Here is a 15,327-nt window from a genome sequence, read left to right on the forward strand (position 1 = left end):
GATTATGACAAAAATATCAAATAATGATGCGTGGACTAACATATTTGATGATTTAAAAATTTTAGATAAAATCACTATTGATAGCTATTTCGATATTAGTGCAGATGAAATAAAAAGAAGAGATGGCAAAGAAGCGCGACTCATGACGAAAATTGATCATAGAGAGCATTTACCTACTGTGATGCAAGAGAATGGATTATCAATCCTTGCTATTCAGAATGGACTTTATCGTATTGCACGTACTGACCCATTCATTAATATTGAGAAAGAACCACAATGTCATGTAAAAATTATCCAACAGCCAACTAATGGCATTATCACTTTAGACCCTTTAAATATTCAAAGTGAATCCGCTGCACTTGATATAGCAAATATTTCAAACATTCTTGATGACGTGTTTGGAGAAAAAACTCTACTTACAATACGTGGTCGATTGAGAGGGGAGCTTTCCTTTAGCCTAAACTCTATCCCCTATGATATTAATGGTGTACAAATTGAAGTAGATGGTGGGTATGAGGGAGCGAAAAGTGTAAACCTTATTGAAGCAAAGTTGGGATATCGAGGAAATATAAACATTAGGCAGTTGTTATATCCTGAGCTTTTCTGGAAAAATCAATTACGTGGTCGAAGAAAAGAAGTTAAAAGCTTTATTTTTTATTATCAAGATGATATTTTTAGATTTATTCCTTTCAAATATGACGGCAATATTATAACAGCATCACATGAAGAAGAAAAAGCTTTTGCTTTTAGTAGGGTATCAACTTTTCAGCTATCAAATATTGAGCAACCTACCAGATTATTGGTTAATGATGAAATCCCATTTCCTCAAGCTGATGATTTTGAAAAAATTCATGCAATCTTTTTAAATATTCAGAATGAGGAATGCCCACAAAAAGTAAATATTATTGGTAATTTTGATATTGAACTTGTTGAAAGACAATACGATTACTATTTTAATGTTCTAAGATGGATGAACCTTTGTACGGTTTGGAATGGATGTATTGCATTAACAGAACAAGGAAAATACTTATTATCGTTAAATATTGAAAAGCGAATGGAAGAATTTACTCGCATTATTTTTTCAGAAACAATTTGCTACAAGGTACTCAAAGGGTTACCTCAGAATGAAGCTGATTTTGCAAGATATCATATCAGTGGTTCAACTATAAAACGAAGATTATCTACTATTCGTTCATGGATTAAGTATTTTAATAATTTTTTTGAAAAGAAATTATTTTGAGTGCAGATATTCATACAATTGAATACGATAAACAAACAGGCAAGATAACTCTAAATATTTACTCCAGTGATAACTTTTTAGAATCACAAATAGATATTACAGAGCAAGTAACGACTTTGGTTTTGGAGAAATTATACGATGAGTATCAATTGAGTATTGGTGATGAATTAGTCATCACCAAACATTAATTATTTATTGAATTTTGACCATCTGTATAGCCTAATTCGAAAGCCTCTTGAGCATTTTTATGTCGTACTGTTCCTGCTTGACTGTCTGGGAGTACTGATAAATCTATTACGTTTGGAAGTCCATTTTGCCCTGCATTAAAGCCAATATCATAAGCACATCCACAACATTTATGACGCTTTTCTCCACTTTGAGCATCATTTAGCCCATCAAATTTTGGATCGTATCTATGACCATGTGTACAAACCATTTTAATTCCTTTAGAAATGAATTTCTAACATTATAAATCAATCAAAATGTTTTTTTACTTAATTTAACTATTAAATTCTTACTAAATAATCAAAATTTTAAAACTTTTCATATAAATCTAATAAAACAACATTTTGATTCAATAGACTATCTGTTCTGCTAATAAGCAAATCCAATTCAATATTCTCATTCATCTCTGGGGCACTTGCATCAATAAGAACTTGGCTCAGTTCAACAATTTTGTGAAAAGTGTCAAAATGCCTGTACTCATCTTTTTTAGTTAATAACTGATCTAAAGCTTTTTGACATTCTGTTCGCATGTGAATCAAGTTATTCAATGCTTGTGTTTGCATAGCTGTTGCTTCCAAGTAGTATCCTTTTTGCAAAATGGGCTTGAAATATTGTGATATTTTAGCGTATAATTATATCGGAATAGTATTTTTGGCTCCACATCTGTGCTTGAGCTGTTTCACTTTTAGTGGATACTATTTCAAAGCACTCTTTGACGTAATAAAAAGATTACGCTCAGTCGAATCATATAGGTTGGAGTGCTTTATTCTCCTCTTTCCTTCTTGTTATCTACAACATTAATCCATTATTTTAAGTGAAAGTCTAACGAGAAATCAGGCTAAAAGTCTTGTGCGCGTGCTACATAATATCGGAATTGTCAGTAAATCCATTGTCTATTATGTTGTCAATATATTGATTAAATGATGTAATACCTTTATCTATTTTACCCCTGAAAAAATCTCTATTTTGTACATTGAAACCATGATATTCAAAGTAAGCATACTGATGAATCCAATATTGAGAAAAGCATACATGTGCATGATATTCCAAGTAAACTTGTACCAATTTTGAATCTTTTTGCAGTGCTATTTCCAATAATGCCCAAACCACTTTCTCAAGCTTTAGAGATCGCTTTTCATCAAATATTGTTTCAGCTATTTCCAATAAAACAAGGTTCTTACTATGTAATAATTTCACAAAATAACGCCATTCATTAAACTGCAAAGAAATCTCTTTTAAAATGTGAATACTATGTCGTGATAAGTTAAACATCTCTTGTTCAATGACAATATAATGAAATTTATTCTTGTAAGCGTATTTAATCATCAAGCTTTCTTTGTAATTCTAATAAACGTTGATTAATATCCTCAGCATGTTTTTTTGCAAAATCTTTAACTATTGCAGCATTGGCATGCTCAACATAAGGCGTGATTGAGTCAATTGTTTTCCATCCCATGATATGTCTAATGATTTCATCTGTGAGATTCAATTCACCATTCACCATAGCCTTTACAAGTTTTGTAGCTTTGTCAGAACGTCCAGAATGTGTACGCACATTACCTAATATGCCTGCTTTTTTTGCCGCAATCTTCAAGGCACTACGAAAAGACGAAGCAGAGTATTCATTAAAATGAACTTCTTTTTCAATTGCGCGGGTATTGACAAATAGTGCATCATTGTACTTTAAAGCTTTTATTTCAGCAGGATTACGCTCATGTAAAATATAATTTTCAATAACTTTGACCGTTTGATCACCTAGAACGATGGTTCGTTTTTTACCACGACCTTTACCTTTTGAGCGACTTGGTATGATTGTGTTATCTCTAGGGTTGTAATCTTTGAGCTTGACAGAAAGGACTTCATCAATTCTCATCCCATGTAGTGTAAGAAGAAAAATGGATCGATTTCTATAATTAGTAAAATTTGAATAGATCGCTTTTATTTCATCATCAGAGTATTCCATCACATACTCTTTGTTTGCTGTTTTGAATTTAGTAAGGAATAGATCAAGTGTTGCATCAGTGATAGATTCAACATGATCCCAGCGTAAAGATAATGTTGTTTTGTATTGTAAAAAATTACCCTTGTGCCAATTATTGATTTCAAGGACACTATGGTCTGTAAATTGCCAAAGAAATTTGTAAAATCGAATTATCATTTCTTTGTGCCTCATGATTGTCGTGAAACCTATATTAGGCTCATTTACAATTTCACAAGATTTTGAATCAAAATTAATAATATAAAGAATATAAGCTTTGATATCAGCATCAGTCGCATTCCAGTATTCAGTGTCTCTTTCTAATAAAAAGTTGAAAAATTTCACCAAAATATGACCAACAAGCTTCCCATATTTTAATGAATTTTTTGATCGATTACTAACAAATAAGCTAGAATAAAAATCTGGAACATTAGGGCTACATATGAAGAAAAAATACGTTATTGTCCCATTATTATGAGTTTTCCTGCCATAGCGCAACTGATACATGAATAAATCCTTGTTTTCAGCAAATTTAATAATCTATGATTGAGAGGAAGATTGTTTATTGTATTCTAGGCATAACTTTTTTTTTATAAATTTATAAATTAACTTTGAAAATACCACTTATTAAAAGCTTAGAAAAAAATTTATAAATATGATATTTGTTCCTTAAAAACGTGATATTTATACGGATAGATTCTAGATTCAGAAATGAGAAATAAAAGGTGAAAGTAGTGAGGCCTGAGCCTTTAGAGCTCCGACCTTAGCATCATTATTAAAAGATAGTACATGTAAGAAGTGGAAGGACACTGGAATATCCAACCAAAAGGTGGGCATACATCTCACTACTTTTGAGATGAAAATTTTAGCACAATTTATAGTTACTCGTTGGCATATTATATTTAATACCAAAACAACCTTTTAACTTGACGAAGATTCAATGTTCTTTTAGCAATGTAAAGACTATATTAATTTTGTATTGCTAACCAACTATCGATTGATCTGACAAGTGTTTTGGAAAGGTATAGCACCATTTGAGGTGTAAGTACAAGCAATAAAGTGATAAAACGAAGAAGAGTAAACTTTGAGTTTGTCTGCTATTTGTCTTTCGCTAATATTCTAATTCATCTAAATAGACTTTTTTGATAAATTGTCCTGGATAAATATGAGAATATATTGATGATTTAAGCTATCTAGCATAGCTTTAAAGGCATAAACCGTGTGTGTTCCACACCAACATTCACACAACGCTTATCTTCGTTGATTTTAGAGTGAATATGCCCATGATAATTTAAATCACAGTGACACCAATCAAACAGAGTTTCTAATACTGCTTTTCTCTCATTCTCAATCTCTTTGGCATAGACATCATTATAAAAGCAAGGGTAATGGGAGAATAAGATACGTTTGCCTTGAAAGTCTTGAATCCAACAGATGCATGAGTCTAAAAGTTCTTGAGAGAACGTATCATGTAAGCGTTGTTCAATTACACACTTTTCTTCCAATGGGATATCAAGCACAATCGAATCAATCACTCTATTAAAACCATGTTCTTTTAAAAATGCACTGCTTTTTTTAAAATCATGATTGCCTTTTAAGAGGGTAATCTTTCCCTTAAGCACTTTGGTATAATCCCAACCTTTGGACTTAAAGGCAAAATCACCTAAGTGCCACACTTCATCTTCATCACTCACAACACTGTTCCACAAGTCTATCATCATTTCATCATCAATACTTTCACGTAAAGGTTCATAGAGTTTAATATTATCATGACCAAAATGGGTATCTGCAATAATGAATAATGACACAAAGTGACCTTTAAAATAAACGAGATGAATTAGCAGTTATTGTAACGAGGATATGATGAGTGGAAGATTAACCTTAAATTTGTGATAGTTGGGTAAACATACCACAAAACTAGACTAGACATATTAAAGTTTTTTGGTATTTCACTTCAATTTTTTAAAGAATATTTTTTTGCGAAAACTATAAGTATACTTATGAAATAATGTACACTTAATTATTCATATAAAAATTATATTTATAATGAAAATAAACAATTGTACTTTCTAAATTAATCGTATACAAATGCTAATTAGCAGGAGTAAAATTTTTCAAAAGGAGGTAAAGTTATGGCTTATACAAAACCTAAAGTTTTGGCAAAAAGTACTGTTCAAATGGCAGATTGTCGTCCGAATAGTCAACCAAGTGGTAGACCTTGTAATCCACCAGGCCCAAGGGGTGGTAAATAAAATTATATCTGGTAGTGTGCTTAAAAGCATACTACCTCATGTAGGGGGAATAATTAAGTGTTTTTCAAAAAAAAATCTAATGTAATATTTAGAAATTTTAAATCATTTGGCTATGTAACTGATAATCGTAATTTTGGATATAAAAGATTAAACGATAACAGAAAAGATATTGGTGATAAAATTTTATCTGAAAGTGGAGCTGTATTTTTATCAGTTTTGAGCAAAAAAGCACAAGCTATTGATGAACTTTCAAAAAAAATAAATAAAATATACCCCGACATTGATATTGCATCAATAAAAAATGATGCCCAAGAGTTTTATTTGGATTTGGAAAAAGATGGTTTTATTATTTCGGGAAAGACTTTAGAAGAGTGCGATGAAAAAGATGAAAAATTTTCATACACAAACATTTTAGAGTCTAATTTAGAAACTAATCCTAATAATATATCCTATTTTGAAAATGAGCGATCTACACAAGATTTTTTAAGAGAATACTTTAATGACAAGCCGCAACTTACAAGCTTACATGTAGAAATCACAAGTAAGTGCAATGAAAGATGCATACATTGTTATATCCCACACGAAAATAAAATCAGTCATATAAATCCTGATCTATTTTACAGTATTTTAAATCAAGCTATAAAGATGAATTTGCTACATATAACATTAAGTGGTGGCGAACCAATGCTCCATGATAACTTTTGTGATTTTTTGGCAAAATGCAGAGAAAATGAATTTTCTGTAAGTGTTCTTAGCAATTTAACATTACTTAATGACCAAATTCTTGAAGAAATGAAAGCCAATCCTCTGCTAGGTATTCAAGTCTCATTATACTCTATGGATTCAAATATTCATGATGAAATAACCGCAATAAAAGGAAGTTTTGAAAAAACAAAAAAAGCAATTTTAAAACTTATAGAAAACAATATCCCTCTAAAAATAAGTTGTCCAATATTAAAACAGAATAAACATTGTTACCATGATGTTATAAAGTGGGCAAAAGAGCATAAAATTAGCGTAGGAAATGATTATGTGATAATAGCAAAATATAATCATTCAACACAAAATTTGAATCATCGTTTGTCAATCGATGAAGTAGAAGATGTAATGAATGATATAGCCAAAAACGATACGGAATATATGGTTCAAATGGATCGCGAAGTAGAAGAAAAACAGAATATGTCTGAAAATGATTTTGTATGTAGTGTTTGTCTTTCTTCCATGTGTATTGCAGACAATGGAAATGTATACCCATGTGCTGGTTGGCAAGATTATATAGTGGGAAATATAAAAAATACTCCTTTAAAAGAAATTTGGGATCATGCAGAAAAAGTTAATTATTTGAGAAATTTACGAAAAAAAGATTTTCCTCAATGTCTCAAGTGTTCAGATAGAAATTTTTGTACCATGTGTATGGTAAGAAATGCAAATGAAGATCCACAAGGGAATCCATTATCGGTTAATAGTTTCTTTTGTAAAACTGCTAAAATTAATAGAATTATGATGGATAAATGGAAAAAAGAAATAAATAATGAGAAATGTTGCTTATAAAATTTATGATCATGTGGAATACGCCATCAAAAAAATTAGTATGAAAAATGTTAATTTCATAAAAATTATCATAAGCCTTCTGCTCTTTCTAACCCTACAATTATTTGCTTCTGATGTTCAAAACAACTTCGTCATTCAACCAGACTCGAAAAATTGTGAATCAATTATAAAACGATGAAAATAAAGATTTGCTTGTTCAAAGAGGTTGCTGTTCACATCATGGTAGAGTTTGTGGTTGCCAAAGTGGTCGAGTGACCTGCTGTGATGGAAGTTATAGCCCAAGCTGTACCTGTAAAGGTGGAGAAACTATTATTGATGAAGATGAAGGGTTTAAAATTAAACTCTAATCAATAAATTCTATTTGCAATTTTCTAAATAAAAACCATTTGAAATAAATTTTGGTAACTATATACAAGTTTACACAAAATTAGTTTTTATTGTATTGCCTATTAGCTAAGCTTTTAAAAAAAAGCTTAGCTAAAATAATTTACTTTGTGGCTTTTTAGATTGTCTTTTACTTATAGTTTTCCCCTCATTGTTGGGGTTAAAGTCGAGAGCCTTTTTTAGGTTTTTATTATAAGTTGATAATATTGTTTCATCTTTTGTTTCTATAATATGCCCTTTATTATCAGTTTCAAAAGGTAATTCATATTGACCTCTTTGTCTATCAATTGATTTTTGAAAAAGATATTTAAACTCTTCAAAATTATCTGCAATTCTCATTAATGGAATGGTATCTCTTATTTGATTTGTTAAATGTTCTAACCCATCTTCAGTTAAATAACTGTGCATTCTTTCTGTATCATTTCCAGATTGACTTTTTGATACCTTTTCTTTTAATTTTTCTCTTACCCCAATTGGAAGTTGGTCATAAATATATGTGTTTGTCCAAGTTCCAATTACTCCGGGTCTATTTTTTATTCCATGAACAGTATAATCCCAACCATTTAATCTAAAAAATTGTCTATATAACTCATCTGGAAAAGTTTTTTCCCATTTTCTTTTTTCTTCCGCAATATAAAAGCCTAATATCTTTTGTAGCTCTTCTTTTTCTCTATCATATTGATAACCTGTTGCTTCATCAACTAATGCAGTAATACCTATTTTTGCAAGTGACCTTATTAATATTTCCGCTTTCATAGCTTTTGGTAATTGAGAACCTTGTAAAGTCCTATGTTCTCTAGCTTTTAACCAAACTTCACAAATTTTAGGAAAAATTGTTGCGTTATACCCTTTTAGAATATTTTCTCCATCTGTTGTATATTCTATTGGTATAAGGTCCATTTCGTCAAAAGTACTTTCAATAAAGGGTTCTAAAGCTTTTGAAGCTACAAAAATAGGTAAAGGTCCAAATCCATTTTTATTTTCATTTTTGTTTCTTAATTTATAATTTTTTCCACCAGTTGAACCGAAATTTTTTATAATATTAGTTTCATTCAAAATTCTTGTTCCATCTTCTAAAACGGCGCATGGAATAACTATATCACCTAATGTTAGCTCTCCTTTATAATCAGCTTTTAATATTTTACCCATTAATCAATCCTTTATAAGTTGTTCTAATTTCAGTATTTGACAATAGTAGATTAAATCTATTTGCTTCGCTTCTATTTCGAGTGTTATATCTGAACACAAACTCATCTACATATCTTTGAAGATGTTTTTTAGATGTAAAATGATAAATACCAATGATACCTCTTTTTAATAGTGACCAAAAACCCTCTATTGTATTTGTATGAATTCTACCATTAACATATTCACCTTGATTAAGTTTAACTATTGAGTGGTCATAAATTCTTGAAACGCCTTTATATCCTAACCATTCATCTGTATATAAACTAGCAGATAGTTTTACATTTCTGATAATTTCAGTTGTTAAAGTTTCAGATTTAACATCATTAATTTTTTTAGCATTTAATTTTCCGTTTCTTTCAACCATTCCAACAACATGTCTATTTTTATTTTTTCCACCTACATAAGTTTCATCTGCTTCAACTGTATTATCCAAATCGTTATTATTTTCAATGCCAAAGCACGCTCTTATTCTTTGCAGCATAAACCATGCTGTTTTTTGAGTTACATCAATATCTTTGGCAAGTTGTAAAGAAGATATACCTTTTTTATGAGAAGTTACAAGCCAAATAGCCATAAACCATTTTTGAAGTTTTACTTTTGTGTTATCAAATAAAGTTCCTGTTTTAACATTGAAATATTTAGAAGTATTTTTACACCTATATTTATGATTAGAGCATTTATAAACCGTAGATGTTCTATCAAACGGACTGACAAAATATCCATTCCATCTAAGTTCTTCTAAGTGTTTTATGCAAGTTTCTTCATCGGGGAAAGCGCTTATCAATTCCAATATTGATTTAAAATTTTGATTTATCATGCAATACTCCAATGTTTTATAAAAGTATTGTAGTATTTGATTACACAAATGTCAAGTTTTTTGTGTAAACTTGTATGTAATTTCCTAAATTTTAGTTGCATCCCCTTGATTCACATCACCCACAATATCACCTTGATATGCTAATATCCTGCTTTAAAAAGTATCTTCTTTAGTTAGGGTTTTTGTATGAAAAAAGCATTGTTTCACACTTCATTGTTTTCTATCATACTCTATGCCGCACCAACAGTATGTCCTCAGTTTTATTTGGATGGTGATGCACCAAAAATCGTGAATGAGAAGTTAGCTGTTAAAACCAAAGAGTTATGTTTTGAAGCATTTGGTGTCATGCATAGTGGTATTTCTAAAACACCACTATGAAGTGCAGAGTATTTAACAGCATCTGCTATTGATGCAGATGTGCCTAGAAAAGATAAATTCCATGAAGAGACTCTTTTACCCCAAAATGAGAGAGCAGCACTCAAAGACTATGCTAAAAGCGGTTATGACAGAGGACATATGAGCCCTTCAGCTGATATGCCAACCGAATCGGCTCAAGCTGATAGTTTTAGTCTAGCCAATATGGTTCCTCAAGATTTCTATATATAAACTAAATAAACAAACTTTTTATTATTGTAAATACTTATAGCAATATATTGAGTTATTATTATTTTATTTAAAACTAAAATAAGAAACTTAATATCTAGTAATTTGTTTTTTACATGAGCTTATTTGCCTAAAATTACACTTCATCTTACACACGTTCACACCTATCATTGTTATGGCTGCGGCTTTAATAGAAATCATCATCTATCCATTTGTTATACACTAATCATCATAAGTTATTCAGTAGAGATGAATAAGCCAGTTTTGAGAAATACTGGCTTACAAAAAGATTACAATTACTATTTTATATCCTCAAATTAAGAAAAATACTGTTAAAATTATCCTATCCCCTAGTATAGGATATAAAATGTCAAAACATTCCTCCCATGAAGATGTCAGCAAACGACTCAAAAGAGCATACGGTCATTTACACAGTGTTATTGAAATGATTGAAAAAGAACGATCATGTACAGATATTGCACAACAACTTCATGCTGTTGAAAAAGCTATTAGCAATGCTAAAAAACTTCTCATCCATGATCATATTGACCATTGTCTGGATAATGCAGTAATTGATGGAGCATTGAGTTCAGATGATGTACTCAATGAATTTAAACAAATCACAAAATACCTTTAGGAATCAAAAATGGATATAACTTCTCTTATTAATGACGGTGCAAATCTATGGATTTTATTACCAAGTGCCATTTTGTTAGGTGCTCTACATGGGTTAGAGCCAGGACATTCAAAGACAATGATGGCTTCTTTTATTATTGCCATTAGAGGAACTATTTGGCAAGCTATGATGTTAGGTGTTGCAGCAACTATTTCACACACAGCAATTGTCTGGATTATTGCACTTACGGGGCTTTACTTTGGGGCACAATACAGTGATGGAGCAATCGAGCCCTATTTGCAAATCGCGTCATCTGTTATTATCTTAGGTGTTGCTGCATGGATGATTCGACAAACTTATAAAGATCAGCAACATTTTCATGAACATGAACACCATGATCATCACCATCATGATGAAGCATTTACCATTGAAACAGTGATAGGCGATGTTGAACTTTCTATCTTTGAAGAAAATCAACCTCCAAAATTTCGATTAAAAACAGAAAATATTGATATATTAGAGCAAAGTAAAATAGTGGTTCAAACAGAACGCACTGATAATACCAGTCAGTCTTTTACATTTGCACGAAGAGAAGACTATTTGGAGTCATTAGAAGAGATTCCTGAACCTCATGAATTCGTAGCACGAGTTTTTATCACACATAACTATGAAACCAATATATATGATATTGAGTTTGTCGAACATCACCATGAGCATGTACATGAAGAAATGGCGGGACTTGATATAACAGCTCCTGGATATCAAGATGCACATGAATTAGCACATGCCAATGATATTCGAAAACGATTTGCTAATAAAGAAGTGACTAATTTTCAAATTCTGCTTTTTGGATTAACAGGTGGACTTATTCCATGTCCAGCAACAATTACAGTATTACTTCTATGCCTTCAGTTGAAAAAGTTAACAATGGGCGCTATCTTGGTTTTTGGATTTAGTATCGGATTGGCAATAACACTTGTTATGACTGGAATGATTGCGGCATTAAGTGTTCATTACATGTCTAAGAAGTTCAGTGGGTTTGGAAGCGTTATTAGAAAAGCACCTTATTTTTCAAGTGGATTAATTGTTCTGATTGGTCTTTATATAGGATATGAGGGAATTTCACACTTCCCTTGAGTTTGTTAATCAATTAGTCATATTCTTACATAATATTTAAGCCTCTGCGGAGTAATATCAAAAAATCTTACTTTATAACTAGGGGGCTGTGATATGAGAAAAGTAATTGGATTTATGTTTGCTATTGTAATTTTAGCAGGTAGTCTTTATGCACATTCAGGAAGAACAGATTCAAGTGGTTGCCACAATGATACAAGAACAGGCACTTATCATTGTCATTAAAATTTATTTGTAGGTATTCTTGAATTCAAGGTAAAATATAAAAATAACTATTATTTTTCTTTCATAGAAAATATAGTTATTTTATAAATTTATCCAAAATTATCATTATAATATTCATAATTATGATAGTTCATATTCTCATATAATTAATGAAGAACTAAACATATCTTCTGTACTATCACTATAATTATTTGTTGGAATACTTAAAGACGCTGTGGGCACATCTAAGTAATAGAAGATTCAAAAAAACGAGAGGCCTAGCCTCTCGGAAAAAACAGTTTGCAAACCATTTTTTTCTTTATGAACACTTGCGTGAGCAAGCACTCTCTTCAAATTGAACTCTCTCTCGATGTTCACCAGTCTTTCCAACGTTGAACGATTCTACTGGCCTATGGTAGCCCATTACGCGAGTATAAACCATGCAACGTGTACGCTTTCCTGCTAATTTAGTCAGGATTTCTTCTTTTGACATGTAAACCTCCCAAGGTTGTATGTACGATACTATACAAGCATCTAGTATTCCAATCAATATTTATCATGATCTTGCCTCCAAAATCGCTTTCGCATATATTGATTGCAAAGGCATGAGTGCATAACCACCGTCCGCACCACCAAAAGTCACAACATCATTGCCAAACTTGTAATAATCATTTGGCACAGCGAATAACGCATCATACTGTTCTTTTGTGATAGGTACATATGGACGTTGAAGCTTTTTTACTTCTGTGTGAAAATCAGAACATCGACCGTTCAATAGTTGAAGTAAAAGAGTACCTTTTGTCTCTTCAATCTCATCAAGCGTGCAATCCCATGCATCTTTATCGCCATCAATAAACGTAAGCAAAAGCTCATTATCATTGTTTTTCATACCAACCTGCATCGCAGAGAACTTATCGACAGAGGCTTCATTAGGGCTTATTGTGCAATGTCCGTCTGCAATGTTTAAAAAGAGTAGTACAGCGCATTCAGCGGACGAGTTATTGGGGATTTCTAATCTCTCACCATTCGTTTTAATTAAAATACTTTGCATTTTGTTCCTCCTGAAGAACATTAAGAGGATAAACTTACCCCTTTATGGGGATTTATTTATCCCCATTGAGTAAGCTTCAAAATGAAGCGACTATTAATCTTGTAATCTAGCATCCACTTTTTTTGATGTAACAAACAATGAGTATAAATATGCCATGACTTCATCTGCTTGTTCTTGTGTGATTTTGTCTTCAAAATCATCACCAAGAAGAAAATTATCCACATCATCAGCAAAAGTTTCTTTAGTGATATCATCACTTTCGATTAACCCAAAAGCCAGCGCATCATCTACTGACAATCTCATATCGAAAACAATAGTGAATATGAACATGTCTTCATTCCAGCAAAAAAGCTTTTCTGCAAAATCGGGCATATAATCACTATTTACCGAATGCTTTTCCCAAGATATTCGAGAAATATTATTTTCCTCAAATAGCTTTTTTAACAATTTTGGCGTGTTATCGTCGGTTAAAATTGTTTGAACCACCTTGATACCTTCAGCTTTTTTCCAGAACTCCCAGGCATTATCGAGCTTTTTTTGTGCCTCAATTAATACATCAAGTGAGGGATTATTTGCTTCAATTAAGTAACTGATTTCAATATTTTCCATTATATTTTTGCTCCTCCAGTGAGCGAACATACTTCGCCCTTTAGGGGCGAAATCGTAAATTTCAGCCCCTAATTGGGGTAACAATTTTATTAAGAGATCACAAAAGTGCCATCTCCTTGATGAGATACCTCTTTGTCAAGAATATGTTTTGCAATCTCTGCTAGTTCATCGCTATCTTTATCTGATAAAGAATCAGATATTTTTGCGATTAGTTCACTGAATGATATAATCTCCATCTTATGCTACAACTTCAAATTCATCAAACTCAATCTCATCGCCATCTCTCACATCAAGCATATTTAATGCTTCAAGCGATTGCAACAATGATGATTTAACGTGCGCTACAAGCTCGTGTTGACCTTTTAAGCTATCTTTGAAAGCCTTGATCGATCTAACATATCTTTCGAGCAAATACGGGCCAAAGCTTTCACAATGACAACCGCCTTTTTTGCTTTGCACGTCTATGGTTTTTGTGACCATGATGCGTTTAATATTAAACCGACCATCAACAGGATACTCAACATTTACATGTAAAGTTTCTGCACTGTCTGGAAGATTAAATTGATCCTGAAGTGTGTCGCCTGAAACAGTAAGAGTGAAATTAATTTTTTTCATTTGTTGCCTCCATACCTAGATAATCACTGGCTAAATGTTTTTTAATAACAACAGCTTCTTCAATGATGAAATTAGGATTGTGATATCTTGCAACAACTGAATTTTGTAATGCCTCCGCTAACGTATCGCAATGGCGCAAATCTCCACCGCCAACAGAAGCGATAAAGAAGCTTGATAAGGTTTCAAGTTTTGGTTTTTCACCATTGGCAATATCTGTGATCTGCTCGTGTGAATAACCTAATGACTCTAAAAAAGTAGCCATTGCTTTATTCTCTGAACAAAACGTGTCATAGTCGCCAAAGTGTGCATTCATAATGCCCAAAACGTTTTCAAGTACCTTGATTTCGACTGCATCGCAGCATTCATTTTCAGGTTGCTCATTGATTGTAGTAATGTCAGAGCGTAATGAATCCATATAGGCTTCCATGCTCATTTTTACTGTATTTTCCATCGTCTATTCCTTATATGTTTAATTTCATTAAATTGCTGAAACCACCCACAAAAGAATAGAGTTCACCCAAAGGGAGAAAATCTATCTCCCTTGTGAGGGTAAACTTTTATGCTAATTATTTCACTTCAATAAAAGCGATACCTGCATCGAATAACTTTTTAACAACTCCAAAACCTTCGGAAAATAAAACTTCTCCGTTAGTCCAGTCATCTTTAAGTTCTTCATGAGTCTTAATCACGAATTCCAAATCATAGATATCGCCAATCCCTCTAGGTCTATTGCCCATATGGTTTGGAACATGATGACATCGTAAGTAGATTTTGAGAGATTCATGTTCTGCCTCCGTAACCGTCTTTGATTGCACTAAATTGAAGTGTACGTAAAATTGATTTTTCATTGTATTGTCCTC

Annotated in this window: 21 protein-coding genes; 8 read left to right on the forward strand and 13 right to left on the reverse strand. The window is 32.0% G+C overall.

Annotated features, from left to right (window positions below):
- Positions 1–4: 4 nt before the first annotated feature.
- Entirely contained in the window at positions 5–1,240 is a 1,236-nt protein-coding gene (locus SMUL_RS08885) for a type II restriction enzyme (protein WP_025344914.1), read from the forward strand.
- Entirely contained in the window at positions 1,237–1,428 is a 192-nt protein-coding gene (locus SMUL_RS08890) for a hypothetical protein (protein ID WP_025344915.1), read from the forward strand. The genes SMUL_RS08885 and SMUL_RS08890 overlap by 4 nt, the downstream gene beginning before the upstream one ends.
- Here the strand turns inward: SMUL_RS08890 and SMUL_RS08895 are convergent.
- From SMUL_RS08895 to SMUL_RS16640, 5 genes are all read right to left on the reverse strand, one after another.
- On the reverse strand, positions 1,425–1,676 hold the full coding sequence (locus SMUL_RS08895; protein ID WP_038533238.1) for a hypothetical protein: 252 nt from the start codon (positions 1,674–1,676) through the stop codon (positions 1,425–1,427). The two genes, SMUL_RS08890 and SMUL_RS08895, sit on opposite strands and share 4 nt — an antisense overlap.
- 97 nt (positions 1,677–1,773) lie before the next feature.
- Positions 1,774–2,043 (reverse strand): hypothetical protein, encoded by a 270-nt coding sequence (locus tag SMUL_RS08900; RefSeq protein ID WP_025344917.1) that lies wholly within the window; start codon positions 2,041–2,043, stop codon positions 1,774–1,776.
- Between the two features lie 280 nt (positions 2,044–2,323).
- On the reverse strand, positions 2,324–2,791 hold the full coding sequence (locus tag SMUL_RS08905; RefSeq protein WP_025344918.1) for a hypothetical protein: 468 nt from the start codon (positions 2,789–2,791) through the stop codon (positions 2,324–2,326).
- Complete coding sequence (locus SMUL_RS08910; RefSeq protein WP_025344919.1) at positions 2,784–3,950, reverse strand: tyrosine-type recombinase/integrase; 1,167 nt, start codon at positions 3,948–3,950, stop codon at positions 2,784–2,786. Before SMUL_RS08910 ends, SMUL_RS08905 begins: the two co-directional genes overlap by 8 nt.
- 686 nt (positions 3,951–4,636) lie before the next feature.
- Positions 4,637–5,251 carry a metallophosphoesterase family protein gene (locus SMUL_RS16640; protein WP_025344920.1) on the reverse strand — a complete coding sequence of 205 codons (615 nt, stop codon included), beginning with the start codon at positions 5,249–5,251 and terminating at the stop codon, positions 4,637–4,639.
- A gap of 501 nt (positions 5,252–5,752) precedes the next feature.
- Here SMUL_RS16640 and SMUL_RS08925 point away from each other — a divergent pair.
- Complete coding sequence (locus tag SMUL_RS08925) at positions 5,753–7,246, forward strand: radical SAM/SPASM domain-containing protein (RefSeq protein WP_025344922.1); 1,494 nt, start codon at positions 5,753–5,755, stop codon at positions 7,244–7,246.
- 477 nt (positions 7,247–7,723) lie between these two features.
- On the opposite strand, the gene SMUL_RS08935 is transcribed toward SMUL_RS08925, so the two are convergent.
- Positions 7,724–8,779 (reverse strand): P63C domain-containing protein, encoded by a 1,056-nt coding sequence (locus tag SMUL_RS08935; RefSeq protein ID WP_025344924.1) that lies wholly within the window; start codon positions 8,777–8,779, stop codon positions 7,724–7,726.
- Positions 8,772–9,635 carry an IS1595 family transposase gene (locus SMUL_RS08940; protein WP_025344925.1) on the reverse strand — a complete coding sequence of 288 codons (864 nt, stop codon included), beginning with the start codon at positions 9,633–9,635 and terminating at the stop codon, positions 8,772–8,774. Before SMUL_RS08940 ends, SMUL_RS08935 begins: the two co-directional genes overlap by 8 nt.
- Positions 9,636–9,821: 186 nt before the next feature.
- Between SMUL_RS08940 and SMUL_RS17460 the strand changes: the two genes are divergently transcribed.
- The 5 genes from SMUL_RS17460 (at position 9,822) to SMUL_RS17820 (ending at position 12,213) form a co-directional block, all read left to right on the forward strand.
- Positions 9,822–10,013 (forward strand): hypothetical protein, encoded by a 192-nt coding sequence (locus SMUL_RS17460; protein ID WP_025344926.1) that lies wholly within the window; start codon positions 9,822–9,824, stop codon positions 10,011–10,013.
- A 39-nt stretch (positions 10,014–10,052) separates the two neighbouring features.
- On the forward strand, positions 10,053–10,241 hold the full coding sequence (locus tag SMUL_RS17465; protein ID WP_025344927.1) for a DNA/RNA non-specific endonuclease: 189 nt from the start codon (positions 10,053–10,055) through the stop codon (positions 10,239–10,241).
- A 364-nt stretch (positions 10,242–10,605) separates the two neighbouring features.
- Positions 10,606–10,875 carry a metal-sensing transcriptional repressor gene (locus SMUL_RS08950; RefSeq protein WP_025344928.1) on the forward strand — a complete coding sequence of 90 codons (270 nt, stop codon included), beginning with the start codon at positions 10,606–10,608 and terminating at the stop codon, positions 10,873–10,875.
- Positions 10,876–10,884: 9 nt separating this feature from the next.
- Positions 10,885–11,991 carry a nickel/cobalt efflux transporter gene (locus tag SMUL_RS08955; protein ID WP_025344929.1) on the forward strand — a complete coding sequence of 369 codons (1,107 nt, stop codon included), beginning with the start codon at positions 10,885–10,887 and terminating at the stop codon, positions 11,989–11,991.
- A gap of 114 nt (positions 11,992–12,105) precedes the next feature.
- On the forward strand, positions 12,106–12,213 hold the full coding sequence (locus SMUL_RS17820; protein WP_223809816.1) for a YHYH domain-containing protein: 108 nt from the start codon (positions 12,106–12,108) through the stop codon (positions 12,211–12,213).
- Positions 12,214–12,511: 298 nt separating this feature from the next.
- Here SMUL_RS17820 and nrdD read toward each other — a convergent pair whose 3' ends face one another.
- The 6 genes from nrdD to SMUL_RS08980 all read right to left on the reverse strand — a co-directional run bounded on the left by nrdD (position 12,512) and on the right by SMUL_RS08980 (position 15,315).
- The gene (nrdD, locus tag SMUL_RS17090) at positions 12,512–12,685 is read right to left on the reverse strand and encodes an anaerobic ribonucleoside-triphosphate reductase (RefSeq protein WP_148295286.1); all 174 of its coding nucleotides are present in this window, start codon (positions 12,683–12,685) and stop codon (positions 12,512–12,514) included.
- 63 nt (positions 12,686–12,748) lie between these two features.
- Positions 12,749–13,243 (reverse strand): hypothetical protein, encoded by a 495-nt coding sequence (locus SMUL_RS08960; RefSeq protein WP_025344930.1) that lies wholly within the window; start codon positions 13,241–13,243, stop codon positions 12,749–12,751.
- 93 nt (positions 13,244–13,336) lie between these two features.
- Positions 13,337–13,852, reverse strand: a complete 516-nt coding sequence (locus tag SMUL_RS08965; protein WP_148295287.1) for a hypothetical protein — start codon at positions 13,850–13,852, stop codon at positions 13,337–13,339.
- 237 nt (positions 13,853–14,089) lie between these two features.
- On the reverse strand, positions 14,090–14,467 hold the full coding sequence (locus SMUL_RS08970; protein ID WP_025344932.1) for a hypothetical protein: 378 nt from the start codon (positions 14,465–14,467) through the stop codon (positions 14,090–14,092).
- Complete coding sequence (locus SMUL_RS08975; RefSeq protein ID WP_025344933.1) at positions 14,454–14,918, reverse strand: hypothetical protein; 465 nt, start codon at positions 14,916–14,918, stop codon at positions 14,454–14,456. The genes SMUL_RS08970 and SMUL_RS08975 overlap by 14 nt, the downstream gene beginning before the upstream one ends.
- Positions 14,919–15,033: 115 nt before the next feature.
- The gene (locus tag SMUL_RS08980; protein ID WP_025344934.1) at positions 15,034–15,315 is read right to left on the reverse strand and encodes a hypothetical protein; all 282 of its coding nucleotides are present in this window, start codon (positions 15,313–15,315) and stop codon (positions 15,034–15,036) included.
- Positions 15,316–15,327 lie beyond the last annotated feature (12 nt).

Source organism: Sulfurospirillum multivorans DSM 12446, from assembly GCF_000568815.1.
GTDB lineage: Bacteria > Campylobacterota > Campylobacteria > Campylobacterales > Sulfurospirillaceae > Sulfurospirillum > Sulfurospirillum multivorans.

Bases quoted from the DNA above. Each gene is read 5' to 3' on its own strand.
- SMUL_RS08980 (WP_025344934.1), bottom strand. From the start codon at position 15,315: ATGAAAAATCAATTTTACGTACACTTCAATTTAGTGCAATCAAAGACG.
- SMUL_RS08955 (WP_025344929.1), top strand. From the start codon at position 10,885: ATGGATATAACTTCTCTTATTAATGACGGTGCAAATCTATGGATTTTA.
- SMUL_RS08895 (WP_038533238.1), bottom strand. From the start codon at position 1,676: ATGGTTTGTACACATGGTCATAGATACGATCCAAAATTTGATGGGCTA.
- SMUL_RS08950 (WP_025344928.1), top strand. From the start codon at position 10,606: ATGTCAAAACATTCCTCCCATGAAGATGTCAGCAAACGACTCAAAAGA.
- SMUL_RS08905 (WP_025344918.1), bottom strand. From the start codon at position 2,791: ATGATTAAATACGCTTACAAGAATAAATTTCATTATATTGTCATTGAA.
- SMUL_RS17820 (WP_223809816.1), top strand. From the start codon at position 12,106: ATGTTTGCTATTGTAATTTTAGCAGGTAGTCTTTATGCACATTCAGGA.
- nrdD (WP_148295286.1), bottom strand. From the start codon at position 12,685: ATGTCAAAAGAAGAAATCCTGACTAAATTAGCAGGAAAGCGTACACGT.
- SMUL_RS08910 (WP_025344919.1), bottom strand. From the start codon at position 3,950: ATGTATCAGTTGCGCTATGGCAGGAAAACTCATAATAATGGGACAATA.
- SMUL_RS08935 (WP_025344924.1), bottom strand. From the start codon at position 8,779: ATGGGTAAAATATTAAAAGCTGATTATAAAGGAGAGCTAACATTAGGT.
- SMUL_RS08970 (WP_025344932.1), bottom strand. From the start codon at position 14,467: ATGAAAAAAATTAATTTCACTCTTACTGTTTCAGGCGACACACTTCAG.
- SMUL_RS08975 (WP_025344933.1), bottom strand. From the start codon at position 14,918: ATGGAAAATACAGTAAAAATGAGCATGGAAGCCTATATGGATTCATTA.
- SMUL_RS08960 (WP_025344930.1), bottom strand. From the start codon at position 13,243: ATGCAAAGTATTTTAATTAAAACGAATGGTGAGAGATTAGAAATCCCC.
- SMUL_RS08940 (WP_025344925.1), bottom strand. From the start codon at position 9,635: ATGATAAATCAAAATTTTAAATCAATATTGGAATTGATAAGCGCTTTC.
- SMUL_RS08885 (WP_025344914.1), top strand. From the start codon at position 5: ATGACAAAAATATCAAATAATGATGCGTGGACTAACATATTTGATGAT.
- SMUL_RS17460 (WP_025344926.1), top strand. From the start codon at position 9,822: ATGAAAAAAGCATTGTTTCACACTTCATTGTTTTCTATCATACTCTAT.
- SMUL_RS08965 (WP_148295287.1), bottom strand. From the start codon at position 13,852: ATGGAAAATATTGAAATCAGTTACTTAATTGAAGCAAATAATCCCTCA.